The following is an 18303-nucleotide window of genomic DNA, read 5'->3' as shown; positions in this document are numbered from 1 at the left end:
CATAATTTTACTATATTATTAACAGAGAGGAAACATCATGCAACGACATAGAGTGAGAAAAGTATTATCAATCATAATGGCGGGAATAGTATTGTTTTCGATTGGTTGGTTAATATGTTTGAAAAACAACAGCAAAAATATGACACAACAACAATTACCTCAAAAATGGCATTTAAACGGCTTATCTAAAAATGGGTTATCAAATGATACGCAAACTATTTTAAAAAATGGTCAAAAATATGAACTGTTCTATTTGGTGGACACTGGTAAGGGATTGGAAGCAAATCAACAAAGAACTCGTTGGGCTCGTTCGGTATCTTCGGATTTAACAACATTTAAAGTAGCCGATAGCGCCGATATCAAACCAGTTTCCCAACAAGAATCAGTTGCCACAGGTTCTATTGTCAAAGACGCAGATAATTTATCTGGACATGGTAAAAACTCATTACTGGCTTATGCTACGAAATACATTAATGGTAATCAATGGACCTATATGTGGTATTCGACTAATCAAGGTGAAAATTGGCATGTTGCTCATAATGGCAAGCCAGTAGCAAAACCATATAAAGAAGGAAAAGATTTTCGAGACCCTCATGTAATATATGATTCTGATGCCAAGCAATTTGTCATGACAGTAGCTGAGGCGGATGATAACAATCATATGAAAATTGGATTTTATATTTCCAAAAACGGCACAACCTGGCAATACACAGATAGCTTTTATTCACCACGGGATTTAGGTACTTTAGAAGTTCCTGAAATACATCAAATTTATCAAAAAAATAATAATCAAAAGCAATGGATTTTGTTTTTTGGTGCTAATGGTTTTGCTGATGATTTTCAAAAAAGTACCGGCTCATACTACGTTGTTGGTCAATTGAAAAACGGCCAGTTTGAAGCTGAAACTGATCCAAAACGTGTTGATTTTGGTACTGATTATTATGCTGCACACAATTATCAAGAAAATAATGAACAATTGCTTGGCTTTGGATGGATGGGTAACTGGGATTATATTAATCGCGTTAGTGATGATATAAAGTATAAAGGCAATTATTCGGCGTTTAGAAAAATGTTTTTAAGTTCAGATAATAAATTAAAAACATCAAAAATTATTACTAATGGTCTATTTGACACAAAAAAGAAAACAGCTCTGGTGAGGACGCACAGTAAAAGTCACATCAAAACCAATAAAGCTGCTTACAAAATTAGTACCGTTGTGAACGGTAACCAAAAATTGACTATTAGAGCTGGCAATGGAGATAGCAATGTTTCCTTTCATTTTAATAATTTTGACAAAAAAATGACGGTACATCGCCAAAGCAATTATGTTACAAATGATGCTTATAATAAGGACTATAACATCAATTTGTGGGGAGATTGGTCAGAAAAGGTTGATTTTTACGTTGATCAATACAGTATTGAAGTATTCTGGCCAAAGACTGGACAAGTAGCTACGTTTGCTAAGTACAGTAATGATAGTGGTGATAACATTGTATTCGATAATTTAGATAATAAAAGTTCAAGCCTAGTCGTTCAGGAAATGAAGTAAACATAAATCTCATAATTTGATATAATTCTATGAAGGGGCTATTATTAGGCTAACCGTTTATTGGTCATATGACTAAATTAAGGACAACTTAACAACATGCAAGTTGCAAAAAACTATTTATACACTGCGGCATATCAGCTGCTGAACATTATTGCACCATTAATAACAATGCCATATTTAGCGCGAGTTCTTGGTCGAAATGGTGTCGGTGTTGCAAGCTGGACTAATTCGTTTGTAACCTACTTCTTATTGATTGCAAGTCTTGGAATTGTTACATATGGTAGTCGCGAAATTGCCTATGTAAAAGACAATAAGCAAGCAAGACAGCAAAAATTTTGGGAAATCCAAATTATTCACACGATTGCTGGAATCTTTTCCTTAGCGCTATACTTTTTATTTTTGAAGTATGGTGTGCAATTGAATAGCAATATTGAAGATAATCAAATTTATCTAATCCTTCAAACTTGGGTCATTATTTCCGGTATTCTTGACATTTCTTGGTACTTTATGGGCATGGAGGATTTCAAGAAAACTGTTCTACGAAATGCCCTCGTTAAAATTGCAATGACAGTGTTGATATTTGTTTTAGTGAAAACACCAAACGATATCGGCAATTATATTTTGTTACTCGGACTGTCACAGGTTTTCGGTAACTTGTCAATGTGGTTTTATTTATTTAAAAAGATATCATTACCAAACTGGCATCAACTTGATTTAAAAGAACATGTGAAACCAATATTTATGATGTTTTTACCAACCATTGCGACTCAAGTCTATTTACAGTTGAATAAAACAATGTTGCCGTTCTTTACTAATTCAACAGATTCGGCTGGATTCTATGATAATGCTGATCGAATTATAAAAGTCTCGCTGGCACTGGTTACATCTGTTGGAACTGTAATGCTACCTCGGATGTCTGCCCAGTTTGCCAAAGGGCAATTTGACAAAATGAAGCAGAATATTACACAATCGATGGATTTTGTCTCCGCACTATCAGTTCCAATGGCCTTTGGAATGGCTGCTATTGCCCCTACAGCCATGATTTGGTTTCTGGGTGAGCAGTTTAAAGTAGTTGGTCAAGTCATTGTTCTTCTATCCCCAATTATTATTTTCATTGGCTGGAGTACGGTTATTGGCACGCAGTATTTGGTGCCAACCAAACGTCTGAATGAATTTACACTATCTGTCACTATTGGTGCATTAGCCAATGTGCTACTTAATTTCTGGTTAATTTATGTGGCAGGAGTGAATGGTGCTGCGGTGGCTACAACGATATCAGAGTTCTTGGTGATTGGTTATCAGCTATACGTTACGCGTAAAGACATGAATATCTGGCATCATTTTTCTGAAATGTGGCGTTATATCATTGCGGGATTAGGGATGTATGTTTCGGTTACGATGATTAGTCAATATCTAGAAATCAACATCAAAAGTACATCAATAGAGCTGGTATTAGGTGTCTTTATGTATGTCCTAATTCTCATTATTTTACGAGCACCAATTCTTAAAAAAATACCCTTACTAAATAAAATAGCAAAATGACGCTTTTTTTCTGGTATAATGGTAAAGTTATATCATGCACATATGTGCACGAATGAGGTGGAAAATTGAAACGCAAACTAGGTTATTTAACCGCAAAACGGGGTTTAGATATTAGCGTATCTTTGGCGGCGATGTTTCTATTGTCACCAGTGTTTGCTATTATTGCCTTAATTATTATTAAAGATAAGAAAACAAGTAAAATTATTTATGCACAAGAGCGAGTTGGTCAATATGGAAAGCGTTTTAAAATATATAAATTCCAATCCATGGTTGACAATGCTGACAAAATATTAAAACAAGATGCTGATTTATATGCTAAGTTTGTAGCTAGTGGTTATAAGCTACCTACAGCGGAGGACCCTCGAATCACTAAATTTGGAGCATTCTTGCGTAAAACATCTCTAGATGAGTTGCCACAGTTTTGGAATACTTTGAATGGAACGATGAGTATTATCGGGCCAAGACCAGTTGTAGAAGATGAGTTAGTCGAATATGGGGAAGATATTGATAAGTTTTTATCAGTAAAACCTGGTGTATTTGGTTTGTGGCAGGCCAGTGGTCGCAGTAATATTGAGTATCCAGAACGAGCACAGATGGAATTAGATTATGTTGATCGTGCTAATTTGCGATTTGATTTTTATATTTTGTTTAAAACAGTAATTGCAATATTTAAGCGCGATGGTGCATTTTAATTTTTAGGAGAGAAAAAATGAGTTTTTCGTTAATAGATTTAGTTAAACGACTGTTGAAAAATAGTTGGTGGATTCTTATTCTGGGGATTGTTATGGGAGCATCTCTTTACACATATGCAAAACACTCTGTGCTGACGGCATATACGGCTGAACGATATGTTATTGTTGCAAAAAGCAACACGGGGGTTAAGGATCCAAATTCTCGTGTGCAAGCAGATCAAATGCTAATTAACACTTATAAAAAGATTGCTAGCGATCCATCAGTTGTTAATCAGGCTAAAAAGCTATCCACAGTGTCTGTTACAAAAAAAGAAATTGTAAGCGCAATTACAGTTTCACAACCAGACCAAACGCTGATGATGCGTTTTAGTGCTTCCGCTGCAACTGCCAAAAAGTCGGTTGCAATCGCTAACGCATATGCTAAAGCATTTTCAATCGAAGGAAGCAAGTTATATCCTGACATGGCCAAGCCATTATTGTTATCGTCAGCGAAAAAGGCTGATGTACTCTCCGGCACAGTTTATAGCCCTAAGAAATTAGCCGTATTTGGGTTTGCCTTTGGTATTACCTTAGGCGCATTTATCATATTGCTTACTGGTATTTTTCAAAACTATAAGCGAATGATGACTAAGACAACAAAGTGAGGCACCGCTGTGGCAGCTTTTTTACTACCAATCACATTTTTCTCAAAAACATATTCATATAGTTTTGCTGAAACAACAATGATGATTGCTTTTCCAGTATTTGCACTTTTAATATTGTTGCAGATATATCGCTTTCCATCTCGTATTGCAAAAATCATTCCTAGCGCGCAATCTTTTTTGCTAGCGGGATTTTTTTTGGTTATGCAATTTATCGCGATGTTTTTAAGTTATCAGCATTCTGGTGACTCAATTCAAACAACTGGTATTATTCGTTCAATGATCTTTTTGGCGGGGTGGATTGTCACTGTCTATATGTCTTGGGCATTAATCGTCCTCACGGTTACTAATCATAAAGAGGAACGATTATTTATTAAAAGTGGACTGATTAGTTTACTGATATACATGGGAATCGTTTTGGTTCCACAGTTGTTGGTGACACTAAATAACTTTTCTATACGTCCGTACGTTAATGCCATTGCACGTCTGTTCGAACGACATTGGATGGGACGCGATTTCTATGCAGCCGGTAGCTACGCAGTTAACAATTATCGATTGAATGGTTTTGAACCTGAAGCTGCTTTTTTAGCTAACCTATTAGGTGTCGTTTATTTGCCAATCATTTTAGGTATCGCGATAACAAAACAAAATTTTTGGCATTTTAAAAAGCACGTTGCCCTAGAAAAATGGTTTAACTGGGCCTTTATTGGTTCGATTTTAATGTTTTTGGTACTTGCCCGAACAACAACGGGACTGATCACATTAGTGGTAGCTGCCGTACTCTGGTTTTTATGGAGTAAACGTGATGATAAAATTATTTTAATTATTTTTGGTATAATGGCTATTGTTGGTATTGCATTAGGATATTTCTTCGTGCAGCCAATACATGATATTTTTTATAATTTCTTATTCAACAAACAAGGGACTTCTAATCGACTAGGTGGCACCATTGCCTTAGTGCTTACATTCCTATCACACCCACTCTTTGGTGTTGGTTATGGTTTCACAGGGTATTTCATTATGGATTATGTGCCAAAGTCTACGACCTATAATCCAGAGTTTCAGCAAGTGTACAGGCACATTGGTTATCCTGTGCTCAGTGATGGAATTGGTTGGTTTGCGACGTATGGTTTGGTTATCATGATACCAGCACTGTGGATGCTAGCTCGTTTAATCATACGTTCGTTGGTAGTACAACACGAGCTTAAAATACGTCAACCAGAAAATTGGCAATGGCATTTAGGCACTCAGATTAGCTTTATGATTATGATTATTTTAGTCGCTGTATCGTCGTTGTTTGTTATTCAAATTTTCTTATGGCCATATTTGTTGATGTTTTTCTTTTATCGGCAAATGCTAATTAATCAAGAAAAGGAGTTAGCATTGTGACTTTATACATTGCAACACATAAACCGTATATCATGCCAGAAGATAGCGACTATCAACCAATATTTGTGGGTGCGGCCCAACATGATAGTGTACCGGATGGTTATCAATCTGATGCTGTTGGACAAAATATTTCAACTAAAAATCCTAACTTTAATGAGTTAACTGCAATTTATTGGATTCGGCACAACACAGACACACCGGTCGTGGGGCTACTTCATTACCGCCGTTATTTGGGTAAAAAAAAAGGTCACAGTTTATCGGCCATCCTAACTGAGTCACAAACTCAGGAATTATTGAAAAAGGCTGATATCATTTTGCCTCAAAAGCGAAATTACTATATTGAAAATCAACGTGATCATTATTTACACGCACACACGGCTGAACCTTATAATATAATGAAGGAAATTATTGCTGCGGATTATCCAGAGTATTTACCTGCTTTTGAGAATATGGAACAGTCGACATCGGCACATCTTTTTAACATGTTTATCATGCCGCGTAGGTATTTCAATGAGTACACAGATTTCATTTTTGAAGTGCTTGGCAAAGTAGAAGCAAAAGTAGATGTGGATAAGCTCGAGGGTCAAGAAAAACGGGTATATGGTTTTCTAAGTGAACGATTAATGGATACTTGGGTTAATACGAAAAAGCTCACTGTAGCAGAGTGCCCAGTAATAGAATTAGAGCGCACAAACTGGTTAGATAAAGGGTATAATTTCCTTAAAAGAAAGTTTTTCCCAAATACAAATAAAAAGGTACATTTCTAATGACAAATCAATTTAATACAAAAAATTATGACTATTTAATCGTTGGGGCAGGGCCATTTGGCATGATTTTTGCACACGAAGCTGCTAAACGCGGGAAGCGCTCACTTGTAGTTGAAAAACGTCCCTATATTGGTGGAAATACGCATACGCACACAGAACATGGTATTACTGTTCATGACTTCGGTGCCCACATATTCCACACTGATAATAAAGAGGTGTGGGACTATATTCGTAAATTTGCGGAATTTAATGGTTATCAAAACCAAGTGGTTGCCAACTATAAAGGTACGCTTTATAATTTGCCATTTAATATGAATACTTTCTATCAGATGTGGGGTACTAAAACACCTGATGAAGCACATGCAAAGATTGAAGAACAAAAGCAAATTGCACTAAAAGATCTTGGGGATCGCCAACCACGTAACTTGGAAGAACAAGCAATCTCATTGATTGGAACAGATATCTATAACAAACTCATTAAAGGTTATACGGAAAAACAATGGGGTCGGAAGGCTACTGAATTACCAGCTTTTATTATTAAACGGTTGCCAGTTAGATTTATTTATGATAATAACTATTTCAATCATCGTTACCAAGGTATTCCTGTAGGCGGTTATACTCAAATTTTTGAAAATATGGTCGCTGAATCCAATGGATTAGTTGATGTTTTGACAGATACAGATTTCTTTGATTACAAGGAAACGTTGCTATCAGAGTTTCCACGTGTTTTGTACACGGGCATGATTGATCAATTCTTTGATTATAAGTTTGGTGAATTAGAATATCGTTCGCTGCGTTTTGAGCATGAGGTTATTGATTCAGACAACTATCAAGGTAATGCCGTGATTAATTACACAGATTCCGAAACACCATACACACGTGTAATGGAGTGGAAACATTTGGACGGCCTCGCTGATGAAGGTAAAACAATCATCACAAAGGAATATCCACAGGAATGGGATCGATCAAAAGAAGCCTATTATCCTGTCAATAATGACAAGAATACACAAATATACAAATCCTACGCCACAGAAGCTCGTAAGAGCCATCCAGAAATTATTTTTGGCGGTCGCTTAGGAAAGTATCGTTACTTTGATATGGACCAGGTCTTCAATGATGCATTCAATACTGTACGTCAAGAGTTTGGCATTGATCAAGAATTTAATTTTGCTCACGATCAAGTAAAATAATTTAAGCCCATTTGGGGGCGTACATAAAGTATGAGGGGAATCATAATGGAAAGTACAGTCCAACGACACTTAAAGAAAAATATATTATCATTAGTTGTTCCTGTTCATAATGAAGAGGCAACGATTAATATTTTCTATAATACTATTGAGAAGCTCAAACCTAATTTGACTGCTGATGTTCATTATCATTTCATTGATGATGGCTCGACAGACAGTACACTATCGATCTTACGAGATTTATCTAAAATTAATGATAATGTTCATTATATTAGTTTTTCTCGTAATTTTGGCAAAGAAGCAGGCCTTTATGCTGGGTTACAGCAAGCGGATGGTGACTATGTAGCTGTTATGGATGTTGATTTGCAAGATCCACCTGAACTTTTGCCAGAAATGCTGAGAGAAGTTCAAAACGGTGAATATGATGCTGTTGGGACCCGTAGAGCCAATCGTAATGGCGAGGCAAAAATTCGGTCATGGTTTTCCGAGCAATTTTATACTTGGATGAACAAAATTAGTCAAACGCATCTTGTTGATGGCGCACGAGATTATCGTGTCATGACTCGACAGATGGTAGATGCTATTTTGTCATTAAGTGAAAATCAACGTTTTAGTAAGGGTATCTTTACTTGGGTTGGTTTTAACACGAAATACATACCATTTGAAAATCGTGAGCGTGTTGCGGGGAACACATCATGGTCATTCTGGTCATTAACAAAGTATGCTATTGAAGGCGTAGTTTCATTTTCAACGGTACCTTTAACTGTGATAACGGTGCTAGGACTATTATCCTTCGCTTTGTCACTATTAAGCGCAGCTTTTATAGTTATTAGGGCGCTGGTTAATAATAATAGTGTGGCCGGTTGGCCATCAATGGTTACTATTGTATTATTTATTGGCGGTATTCAATTACTCAGTTTGGGTGTCATCGGTCGGTATATGGCTGCTATTTTCTTAGAAACGAAGAAGCGACCTATTTTTATTAAGAAAGAGGAAAATTAGGACAGAAGTATGGATAAACTTGCGATATTAATACCGGCTTACAATGAAAGCCAAACAATTGTTAAAGTAGTGAATGACGTATTAAAAGTAACGGAGAATATTCCCGGATCCGTTGTTTACGTTTACGACAACAATTCAAAAGATAACACAGCTGAATTAGCAGCTTCAGCCGGTGCAGTTGTTCGCCATGAATATGCACAAGGTAAAGGGGCTGTTATTAGAAGAATGTTTCGAGAAATTGATGCTGAAGCCTATATAATGATTGATGCTGATGATACATATCCTGTTCAAGCAATCCCGGACATGTATCGAAAAGTAGTTGATAAGAAGGTTGATATGGTTGTGGGTGATAGACTATCCTCAACGTACTTCGAAGAAAACACCCGTCCATTTCATAATACCGGAAACACCTTGGTACGTGGACTCATTAATACTTTGTTTAAGACAAATATTAAAGATATCCTCACAGGGTATCGCGCATTTAGTTATCAATTTGTAAAAACATTCCCAGTATTGTCTAGAGGATTTGAAATTGAAACAGAGATGTCGATTCATGCCACTGAATTTAAGATGTTAGTTGAAAATCAAGTTATTGAATATCGAGATCGACCTGAAGGATCTGAGTCTAAACTTGATACGTATGGGGATGGATTACGGGTACTAAAAACTGTCGTCAATTTATATCGTATTTATCATCCTTTTGCGTTTTTCGGTATATCTGCTGGGATTGTGTCGCTCATATCACTGCTGTTGTTTGCTTTTCGTGTTTTTGTTCCATACTATCATACGGGGAGAGTTGATAATATGCCAACGCTAGTCGTCACGATGATTCTATTCAGTGTTGCTGTCACTGCTTTTTTTGCTGGAGCCATTTTGAATGCTATTCAATCAAGCAACAAGCGAAATTTTGAGTTAAATTTGATAAATGCCAATGAAAAAATTAAAAAGTATTCAAATGAATAAAAAAGTTATAAATTACGTGTTCTGTTTCATCAGTTATTTAGCGCTGGGTATCGCTTATCCTTCAACTAGCTTTGAGACTTTATCAAGTCGGATACACGCACGTTTTTCTGTTTCGGCTTATGAAAGTTTACTAGCTATGATAATTATTGTTTTGCTGGTTTTATTTCAGTATAAAATTAAGCTAGATATATTCAAAAAATCATATTGGCCTTATTGGCTTTTAGGGTCAATCTTATCTATTTTTTATGTGATAACTATGTCAGTGTATCAGGCTCCCTCTGATAACATTACCTATGTACCAAGTTTAATGGGCAAAACAAACTTGCTCATCACTTTGGTAGCCTTATGTGGTTTCGCCTTTATTTTTACTAATTTTGGTATTTTTTTAGGGCAAGTCATTAGTAAATTAAGGGTATCTCAGTTTTACATAAATTATTGGTATATCGTTATAGGGTTGGGATTGATTTGGATAATTCAAATTTTCCCTTTATTCCCTGGGATGGTTTCTTGGGACGGTTACCGCCAATTCCTTGAGTTTTTTCATACACACGTTGCTGAACTGGACTTTACTTATTATCCTACAAATCATCATCCATGGTTCTCAACACTGGTATTTGGTAGTTTATTTTCAATAGGGGAAAAGATTGCTGGTCCAAACTTTGGACTCTTTTTAATTGTATTGGTGCAAATAATCATTTCATCACTGGTGTACGCTAAAGTCGTTCGTTTTATTGGTGAGTGCTGGGGAAAGAAAGCAGCTGTGGTTGCCTTTATTTTTTACGCCTCACCATTTGTAGCTTTTTGGCAAGTTACAATAGAGAAGACACCACTTTTCTTGGCATTTACTACAATGTTTGTATTATGCTATGCTAAAATTTTAGTGGCGAACTTAAAAACTGAGTTACCAATGATTTTATATGTGCAGCTAATTGTTTCTGGCATACTAATGTCATTATTTAGAAATGACGGTAGTTATGTTGTCATTTTGTCACTATTTGTGTTGCTTATTGTACAAATTGTCCGAAACAAAAGAATGCCTCGTCAGCTCATCATTGGTCTGGCAGTATTTTTGTCAGTATACGTTGGTTGGAACAAAGTTGCCTTACCAGCGATGAATGTTGTTTCAGGATCAACAGCTGAAGTTATTAGTTTACCGATGCGCCAGTTGTCAGCAGTAGTTATCAACCATCCGGAATCATTGAGCAAAAAGGATTTAGCTACAATCAACAAGATTACCCCAGTTAAGGAAATTAAAAATCACTTTAATGTTAATAATGCGGACAATTTGAAATCCCTTTACCCAGTTGATTCTTTTTTACGTAGTTCTTACGAAATAAAACAGCTAAAACTAGGTCATCTTAAGAAAGAGGCCACACCTAAAATCAAGAAACAAACTGGACAATATTTGATGGTTTGGTTTAAGCAATTATTGAAGCACCCTAAGACTTACGTTGTTACTTTCTTTGCGGCCGACAGTTCGTTCTTAAATCCAGTACTCGATAGTAATCCTGATTCACGAGGGATCATGTATGGCAATGAGTATATGAAATATAATACATTCTTGCAACCAAGTTGGTATCCGGAGATCCATTATTGGTTCTCTGATGCTACGAGAAAATATATTAAGTGGCCAAACACAGTATTCTCATTACCTATTATCAGAACAATTCTTCAACCGGCATTTGCCTTGTGGGCAGTTCTTTTCAGTTTTGCCTACTGCCTTTATAAAAAGAGCTATTCAGCTCTCATCTTTATTCCAATTGGCTTATTGGCAGTCGTACCATTATTGTCTCCCGTAAATGGTATGGAACGTTACATGCTCCCAGCTATTTATACATTACCGTTATTATTAGCAGTAATTGTTAATGTGAACAAGGAGAGTAAAAAAAATGAAGAAAGTATATAAAGAATTAGTAGCAGTTGTTGGTATAGCAGTCACAACTGCTATTTTGTTTAACGCGATATTTTTTGTGCCAATTCGTTTACCTTGGGATGCTTATTATCATGTATCGCGCATTGAAAACTTGAGACAATCAGGATTGGCGTTCTTGTATCCACAAAATTTTACTACGTTAGGACAATATGGCTTAGCTACGAATATTTTTTACCCAGCATTAACACTTCAGATTGTTCAAACTATTTTTTTCTTTACGCATTCAGCAATACAAGCATTCAAAATAAGTATGATTTTCACTACTTTTCTGTCCGGAACATCAGTTTATATTATTTTGCGTTATCATAGTAAATTGGGACGCAAAATAGCATTTTTTTGCAGTATTCTATGGTTGAGCACTATTGGTATCACAGCATTAGCGCCGGGGAACATAGCGGAATCGACTGCATATATTGGTATTCCTTGGTTAGCCTATGGCCTTTATGCTTTTTCAAAAGAAACAAAGGGACAATTAAAGAAAATCATTGCCCATATCGCTGTGGGGTTAAGCATCGCTGCTTACTCACATGTTATGACCTTCTTTATATTAACTATGTTTACTGCGGTTTATTTATTCATTTTGCTCATTAAAAACAATCATAAAATAAAAATTGTTTGGGTAATAACTTTAGGCGGCATAGTAACATTGCTTTCAACAGCTGCTGCTATAGGGCCTATATTAATTGTCCAACTGCTTAACAATGTTAAAAAGCCTGTAGTCAGTACTAGTGTGTTTGCAAATAATGTAAAGGATCTCAGTCATTTATTTTTAAATCCGAGTGATAGTCCTGACATATGGTTACCGTTGTTTTTCATCATGATTTGTATTGTCGTTGGATCTCGTAAACCATCATTAGGTGTTGTTCTGGGATTAATTGTGATGTTGTTAGGTACTAATTTTACACCGTGGCCGTACTATCTAAGAAACAGTCCAGTAACTTTTATACAGTTTGCTACGAGATTTATCAAACCAGGAATAGCCTTAGCTTTAATGTTTACACTGCTAGATTTGAAAGCTAATCAAAAAACACATGAAAATACTAAAAGGTTCCACAGCGGGTTAATCACTTATGGATTGATTTCAGTCATTATCATGGCTGGTGTGGTGAAAAATAATTGGTTTCCAAATAGTAACTCACAATTATGGACGGCACAACATTTAAAAGAATATACTACTTTTTATGATGGTATACATGATGGCTATGGGTATTCATCAGACATGACCTTTAGCAATCAAATAAGCAACAATGAGAGATTTTGGTACTTGAAGAACTACACGGACTACATTCCAAAATCTGCTTTGTCAAATCCTAACGATAAGAGTACTTTCATTGGGGCAGATAAATCTGGTATTTTGCTGACAAAACATCAAATTATAGATGAACGTGGTCAAACATACAATACAAATAATTATAATCCCACTTTAAAATCGATTAATATGAATGTTCAAAAAATGATTCCATCAAATTCAATTATTGAATTACCTATATTGTCTTACAAAGGCTTACGTGTAAATACAACTATTGATGGTAAGCAACAAAAAACTTTCATTAAACATGGCAAAATTGCCTTAAAACTACAAGATGCATTAGCTGCTAATTCTAAAATAAAAATTACACAACAGGTGCCAAATTGGTTAATTGTGTTAAACTTAGTATCTGCGGTAACCTTGGTTACATTGCTCAGTTTTCATAAAAGACTTCAAAGAACAGATCGTTTAACTTAGTGCCACAAAATTTGTTTGTTTTACGGTATAATAGAATTTATATTAATTGGGGGAGAGTGCACAGCACTGTTCCTTTTTTAGAATGGAAAATAAAATGAAGATAAAGTATAAAATATTTAAATTTTTACGACTTAATTTTTTGTTCCTGTGGTTATCCATAGTATCACTTTACATTATTCAGATTGGCGTTATGCTGACAGATCCGACCTATGGCACTGGTGATTGGGGGCGTAGTGCTTGGACAAATGGTATCCAATTTGTCATCAATCAAACGACCTCGGCCGGTATAAACGTATTGGTTCTAATGATATTAATGTGGCTTATTACTCTTATTAGTAATCGGATACCGGTAACAATTATCGTAATGGCTGTTCTAACAGCCATCGTAACGGTTGCTGAATACCAATTGATTAACGTTAGACAAGAAGCAATAACCGAGGCAAGTCTACAAGAAGTGACGGCTTTTGGTAATTTGATTGGAATGTTAGATATCAAATTAGTAATAGCTTTTGTGGTAATTCTAATTGTTATGGCGGTGTTACTTTTCATTATTTACCGTCGCAGTAAATGGATTGTCTTTAGATCAATTCGCTGGCGTGCAGTATTAATGATTATTTCTATTTTGGCGTTAGTGCCTTTCTTCCAAATAAACTCTGATCAAAATAAAGAAACCTTTATTAAGCTCGGGGATGATCCTAAAGTATGGGATTCACTTTACGATGCTGTTTCTAATGGTGGAATTGTCGCGTTGCTAAATTCACGAACGACAGATGCGATGGTACAACCTAAGGGTTATAGTCAGGCCACGATGAAGAAACTTGTAAAAAAATACCAAGGCGAAGCAAAAAGCATCAATGCAACACGACAAAATAAAAACTTTAAAAACCAAACAGTTATTTATACGCTCAGTGAATCTTTAACAAAACCAAGTTATGTGCCAGGATTGACAATTAGTGATAATCCTTTAAAAAAGCTCAATAATATTATGAATACTACAAGTTCTGGCCATATGGTTTCCTCAGGATATGGCGGTGGTACTGCTGGAATTGAATATTCGACCTTGACGGGATTTAATATCACAGCTTATAAGCCAACAATTACGATGCCGTATTCACAATTAACAAGTAGCATTAATGAAAAATCAACGGTCACTGGACAGTTTGATAAAAAAATTGTGGTCCATCCATATGTGGGTTCGTTTTACAATCGACGTGCTGTGTACAAAAATATGGGTATTAATTATTTCTATACAACTGACAGTGACACACCAGTCAAATATACAGCTTCAGTTGGTGGCGGCAATCATGCTAGCGACACTTCAGCATATAAAAATGTGCTTTCTAAAATTAGTAGTGGTAATGACAGCCAATTCATTCAATTATTAACAATGCAAAATCATACACCTTGGACATTTTCCGGACGTGATTACAATGTTATTGAGCCAACTGATTCAAATGCAGATTTGGATACGATAGAATCTTATTTGCAGGGACTTCATTACACGGATAACGCTACACAAGCATTTCTTGATAAATTAAACAAATTAAAGCGGCCGGTTACACTGGTCTGGTATGGGGATCACTGGCCAGGAATATTTAGCTTCGTGAACACATCTACAGATGCTTTATCAGCGCATTCAACACCCTATTTTATTTGGCAAAATGATGCAGCCAAAAAAGCTAACGGTACAGTTGATGTTTCAGAAAGCTATGCAGACCCATCTGATTTCACTGCAATGGTGCTTAAAATGAACAATATGAAGGTCGATCCGTACTGGGCATTGAAGACCGAATTGCTTGAAAAAGTACCAACAATTAACAACTACAAACGTGATGAGAATGGTAAACTGTCATTTATTGATAAAAACGGAAAAAATATTGATGAAAAATCTTTGACGGCAGAACAACAAAAGCTTGTGAAGGATTTTAAACTCGTGCAATATGATATTACGACAGGTAAAAACTATTTACTAAAAACAAAGTTTTTCCAGAAGGTGAAATAATATGACAAAAAAATATTTAAACGCCTTCTTAACGGTCATCATTGCTTTAATTGGCGTTGTGTATTTAACAAAAGTTACAGGTGATTTACATGCTTTTCATGGATTAGGTAAGCTGGTGAGTTACTTTTCTTGGCCGTTACTATTGGTGGGCCTTGCGCGATTGGCATCATTGGAAGATCGTAAACCAGGTGACATCTTTGATTGTTATTTGCTGCTTTCAACCATATTAGCAGTCATTGGATTTTTTATCACATTGCAGGTGATTCCTGTGCGCACACCATTTCAATTTGCTATGGGAAACTGGTGGGATGCTATCTCTGCTGGTGCACTTGGTAATGAGGGGAATTTGAATACGCCCTTAGGGGAAGTCTGGACGAAATACCCAATCGGTTGGTTTTTAATGATGACACCCATTGCGATGAAACTAGCCCATTATATGCATCAAAAAATTTCCGATAAACGCGTACTCATTGTTTCTGCAATAGTTTTGATGATTGCGCCTCAATATATAGGTGAAATTATTGATCTACCATTCAGCTTAAATGCAGCATTACTTGGAACAGGTTTGCTCGTTATGAACGATAGTATTATTGTCAAATCTACTAAAATGCGAGTTATTTGGATTTTGATAGGGAGCATCGTTACGATAATTGCTGCTAAAATGAGTGGTGTGTACTTTAGTTATGGTCGAGCGGAAAATATATTTATTTCTGTTTTTGGTTTGATTGCTGCAATAAAACTCATTGAATTCTTATTAGATTTTGTGACGATTCATGTAAAATGGAATATGTCTAAAAAAATTTTTTTCTATACGACTGTTGGTTTTTTGTTTATACTAACATTAGTGGTAAATTTAACAATATTTTTGAATTAAGGAAAACAATATGTCTCAGAATGTCAGTGCAGTGATTGTCACATTTAATCGTCTTACTCTTCTAAAAGAAGTAATTGAAAGTTTACAGACGCAAGATACCAAGCTTTCACACATTATTGTGGTTGATAATAATAGTAAATCTGATACGCAAGAGTATCTAACCTCACTTGGCAACCAAATCGAATATGTACGTTTACCAGAAAACATTGGTGGCGCCGGCGGTTTTAATAAAGGTGTGCGCTACTTTATGGAGCACACAACCGATGACTTTGTTTGGTTGATGGATGACGACACTGTTGTGCATCCAGATACGTTAACTGAGTTATTGAAGTTTGCTGATAAGCAAGATCAATTCGGTTTCTTGTCTAGTGATGTTCGTTGGACTGATGGGCGTCGTGCACTAATGAATCAGCCAGCACCAATGAATCGTTTGAAAGTAATTCCAGAGGATCAAGTGGAACCTGTGCAACTACAAAATGCAACGTTCGTTTCATTATTAGTAAAACGTGAAGTAGTTAAAAAGATTGGGTTGCCTATCACGGAATTCTTTATTTGGGGCGATGATATTGAATATACCGAACGCGCTGGTCGTGTTGCACCTGGATATTTTGTACCAAGCGCAAAGGTGACCCACAAGATGGCAGAAAATGTGGGTAGTAGTCTTCTTAATGATAATGAAAACAGAACACCACGTTACTTTTATTCTTACCGAAATAAAAGATATTATGCAAAAAAACGTGATTTCTATCGTCGTAATCGTGCGTTACTACGTATGTGGGCTGAATATTTCCAAATTAAGTTTTCGAATACAGAACGAAAGCAAGAAAAGCTTGATATCTTTAAAAAGGGATTTCAGGCTGGTAAAACATTCAATCCAATAATTGAATTTGCAGATGATTTAAAGGAAAAATGAAATAGTGCCTAATTGGGGGCTATTTTATTTTTAGGAGAAATTCATGGAAAAAATAAAGTTATTGCTGACTCAGTACCAAGAAGCTATTTTGTATATCGTATTTGGCGGCTTAACAATGTTGGTTAACATCATTGCCTTTTGGTTAGCCTTTCAAGCATGGCATATGAATTCTTCTGTATCTTATCTTTTTGCTTGGTTTTGGTCTATCTTTTTTGCTTATCTTACAAACCGAACTTGGGTGTTTCACTCAACAGCTCACGACCTTAAGACGGTAATCAATGAGATATTTCAGTTCTTGGTAGCAAGAATTGCTACTGCCGTAATTGGCTTTGTTATTTTTTATTTTGGGGTTAACTTGTTAAAGCAAGATGCTCAAATCTGGAATATCATACAAAATATTTTTGTAATCATTTCCAACTTTGCATTAAGTAAATTAGTTATATTTAAAAAGAAGGCTTAAACGCCTTCTTTTTATTTGTTGTTTTTAGCTGCAGTAATTAAATCTTGTGCAAATTTTTGTAGTGTTGGGATATCGTTTGCTTGTGGGTTTAAATTAATTTTGACACCTGCCGCACCCTTAGTTGCGTTGGTAAGCGAAAATTGCTTTTCGAATTTTGGTACTGCTAAGCAATAATCATCCAAATAGTAGGTATCTCCTGATCCTGCAACACCGTATACGACACCCGCAAGATTTGCATCAGCTAAATCATCATAAAAGTCTAATCCTTCATCTGGTAGTGAGCCCTGATCATATGTATAGGGTACAACCACGGCAATATCGACATCTTCTAATTCATCGACCTCGGTTTGACTAATTTCAGATTTTTTTACCGTAACATCAGCATTTTCAAGCGCTTCAATAATAATATCTGCTACATCTTCATTATTCCCAGTAAGAGTTGCATAGACAACTTGTGCTTTCATTTTATAGTCCTCTTTATTTTAATTATCAAAAGTAATTATAGCATTTTATTAAACTATTAAAAGCTACGATTTGACGAAACACCTAGAAATATGACGGTTTGTTGACAAATTCATAAAAAAGCTTTACAGTCTGGTTCTGAGGCCTTAATATAGTTTAGGTGACTGTAATTTGAAACTTCACATGCAAATTTTCAACCCC

16 protein-coding genes are annotated in these 18303 nt (G+C 35.8%); 15 read left to right on the top strand and 1 reads right to left on the bottom strand.

What is annotated here, in order from left to right:
* Nucleotides 1-37: 37 nt before the first annotated feature.
* From LEUM_RS06875 to LEUM_RS06805, 15 genes are all read left to right on the top strand, one after another.
* Nucleotides 38-1549 (top strand): glycoside hydrolase family 32 protein, encoded by a 1512-nt coding sequence (locus LEUM_RS06875; protein WP_011680098.1) that lies wholly within the window; start codon nucleotides 38-40, stop codon nucleotides 1547-1549.
* Between the two features lie 96 nt (nucleotides 1550-1645).
* Entirely contained in the window at nucleotides 1646-3091 is a 1446-nt protein-coding gene (locus LEUM_RS06870; RefSeq protein WP_011680097.1) for a flippase, read from the top strand.
* 65 nt (nucleotides 3092-3156) lie between these two features.
* Complete coding sequence (locus LEUM_RS06865) at nucleotides 3157-3783, top strand: sugar transferase (protein ID WP_011680096.1); 627 nt, start codon at nucleotides 3157-3159, stop codon at nucleotides 3781-3783.
* A 17-nt stretch (nucleotides 3784-3800) separates the two neighbouring features.
* Nucleotides 3801-4427 carry a YveK family protein gene (locus LEUM_RS06860; RefSeq protein ID WP_011680095.1) on the top strand — a complete coding sequence of 209 codons (627 nt, stop codon included), beginning with the start codon at nucleotides 3801-3803 and terminating at the stop codon, nucleotides 4425-4427.
* A 9-nt stretch (nucleotides 4428-4436) separates the two neighbouring features.
* Nucleotides 4437-5813 (top strand): O-antigen ligase family protein, encoded by a 1377-nt coding sequence (locus tag LEUM_RS06855; protein ID WP_011680094.1) that lies wholly within the window; start codon nucleotides 4437-4439, stop codon nucleotides 5811-5813.
* Nucleotides 5810-6580, top strand: coding sequence for a DUF4422 domain-containing protein (locus LEUM_RS06850; RefSeq protein ID WP_011680093.1), 771 nt, complete (start codon nucleotides 5810-5812; stop codon nucleotides 6578-6580). The genes LEUM_RS06855 and LEUM_RS06850 overlap by 4 nt, the downstream gene beginning before the upstream one ends.
* The gene (gene glf / locus LEUM_RS06845) at nucleotides 6580-7770 is read left to right on the top strand and encodes a UDP-galactopyranose mutase (RefSeq protein ID WP_011680092.1); all 1191 of its coding nucleotides are present in this window, start codon (nucleotides 6580-6582) and stop codon (nucleotides 7768-7770) included. Before LEUM_RS06850 ends, glf begins: the two co-directional genes overlap by 1 nt.
* 45 nt (nucleotides 7771-7815) lie before the next feature.
* A complete protein-coding gene (locus LEUM_RS06840) occupies nucleotides 7816-8769 on the top strand; it encodes a glycosyltransferase family 2 protein (protein WP_011680091.1) in 954 nt (317 codons plus the stop codon).
* A gap of 9 nt (nucleotides 8770-8778) precedes the next feature.
* Nucleotides 8779-9732: a glycosyltransferase family 2 protein gene (locus tag LEUM_RS06835; protein WP_011680090.1), complete on the top strand. Its 954-nt coding sequence runs from the start codon at nucleotides 8779-8781 to the stop codon at nucleotides 9730-9732.
* Nucleotides 9701-11638, top strand: a complete 1938-nt coding sequence (locus LEUM_RS06830) for a DUF6020 family protein (protein ID WP_232683906.1) — start codon at nucleotides 9701-9703, stop codon at nucleotides 11636-11638. Before LEUM_RS06835 ends, LEUM_RS06830 begins: the two co-directional genes overlap by 32 nt.
* Entirely contained in the window at nucleotides 11622-13391 is a 1770-nt protein-coding gene (locus tag LEUM_RS06825) for a 6-pyruvoyl-tetrahydropterin synthase-related protein (RefSeq protein ID WP_011680088.1), read from the top strand. Before LEUM_RS06830 ends, LEUM_RS06825 begins: the two co-directional genes overlap by 17 nt.
* 94 nt (nucleotides 13392-13485) lie before the next feature.
* Entirely contained in the window at nucleotides 13486-15393 is a 1908-nt protein-coding gene (locus tag LEUM_RS06820; RefSeq protein WP_011680087.1) for an LTA synthase family protein, read from the top strand.
* Nucleotide 15394: 1 nt separating this feature from the next.
* On the top strand, nucleotides 15395-16267 hold the full coding sequence (locus tag LEUM_RS06815; RefSeq protein WP_011680086.1) for a hypothetical protein: 873 nt from the start codon (nucleotides 15395-15397) through the stop codon (nucleotides 16265-16267).
* Between the two features lie 10 nt (nucleotides 16268-16277).
* Complete coding sequence (locus LEUM_RS06810) at nucleotides 16278-17180, top strand: glycosyltransferase family 2 protein (protein ID WP_011680085.1); 903 nt, start codon at nucleotides 16278-16280, stop codon at nucleotides 17178-17180.
* Nucleotides 17181-17223: 43 nt separating this feature from the next.
* Nucleotides 17224-17640, top strand: coding sequence for a GtrA family protein (locus LEUM_RS06805; protein WP_011680084.1), 417 nt, complete (start codon nucleotides 17224-17226; stop codon nucleotides 17638-17640).
* A gap of 11 nt (nucleotides 17641-17651) precedes the next feature.
* Here the strand turns inward: LEUM_RS06805 and LEUM_RS06800 are convergent, their stop codons facing one another.
* Nucleotides 17652-18104 (bottom strand): flavodoxin, encoded by a 453-nt coding sequence (locus tag LEUM_RS06800; protein WP_002815077.1) that lies wholly within the window; start codon nucleotides 18102-18104, stop codon nucleotides 17652-17654.
* Nucleotides 18105-18303 lie beyond the last annotated feature (199 nt).

Source organism: Leuconostoc mesenteroides subsp. mesenteroides ATCC 8293, from assembly GCF_000014445.1.
In the GTDB taxonomy this organism is placed as follows: Bacteria; Bacillota; Bacilli; order Lactobacillales; family Lactobacillaceae; genus Leuconostoc; species Leuconostoc mesenteroides.
This window is presented reverse-complemented; position numbering and strand designations above follow the sequence as displayed.

Coding starts and splice junctions, on each gene's coding strand:
- LEUM_RS06875 (WP_011680098.1), top strand. CDS start 38: ATGCAACGACATAGAGTGAGAAAAGTATTATCAATCATAATGGCGGGA.
- LEUM_RS06870 (WP_011680097.1), top strand. CDS start 1,646: ATGCAAGTTGCAAAAAACTATTTATACACTGCGGCATATCAGCTGCTG.
- LEUM_RS06860 (WP_011680095.1), top strand. CDS start 3,801: ATGAGTTTTTCGTTAATAGATTTAGTTAAACGACTGTTGAAAAATAGT.
- glf (WP_011680092.1), top strand. CDS start 6,580: ATGACAAATCAATTTAATACAAAAAATTATGACTATTTAATCGTTGGG.
- LEUM_RS06840 (WP_011680091.1), top strand. CDS start 7,816: ATGGAAAGTACAGTCCAACGACACTTAAAGAAAAATATATTATCATTA.
- LEUM_RS06835 (WP_011680090.1), top strand. CDS start 8,779: ATGGATAAACTTGCGATATTAATACCGGCTTACAATGAAAGCCAAACA.
- LEUM_RS06830 (WP_232683906.1), top strand. CDS start 9,701: ATGAAAAAATTAAAAAGTATTCAAATGAATAAAAAAGTTATAAATTAC.
- LEUM_RS06825 (WP_011680088.1), top strand. CDS start 11,622: ATGAAGAAAGTATATAAAGAATTAGTAGCAGTTGTTGGTATAGCAGTC.
- LEUM_RS06820 (WP_011680087.1), top strand. CDS start 13,486: ATGAAGATAAAGTATAAAATATTTAAATTTTTACGACTTAATTTTTTG.
- LEUM_RS06815 (WP_011680086.1), top strand. CDS start 15,395: ATGACAAAAAAATATTTAAACGCCTTCTTAACGGTCATCATTGCTTTA.
- LEUM_RS06810 (WP_011680085.1), top strand. CDS start 16,278: ATGTCTCAGAATGTCAGTGCAGTGATTGTCACATTTAATCGTCTTACT.
- LEUM_RS06805 (WP_011680084.1), top strand. CDS start 17,224: ATGGAAAAAATAAAGTTATTGCTGACTCAGTACCAAGAAGCTATTTTG.
- LEUM_RS06800 (WP_002815077.1), bottom strand. CDS start 18,104: ATGAAAGCACAAGTTGTCTATGCAACTCTTACTGGGAATAATGAAGAT.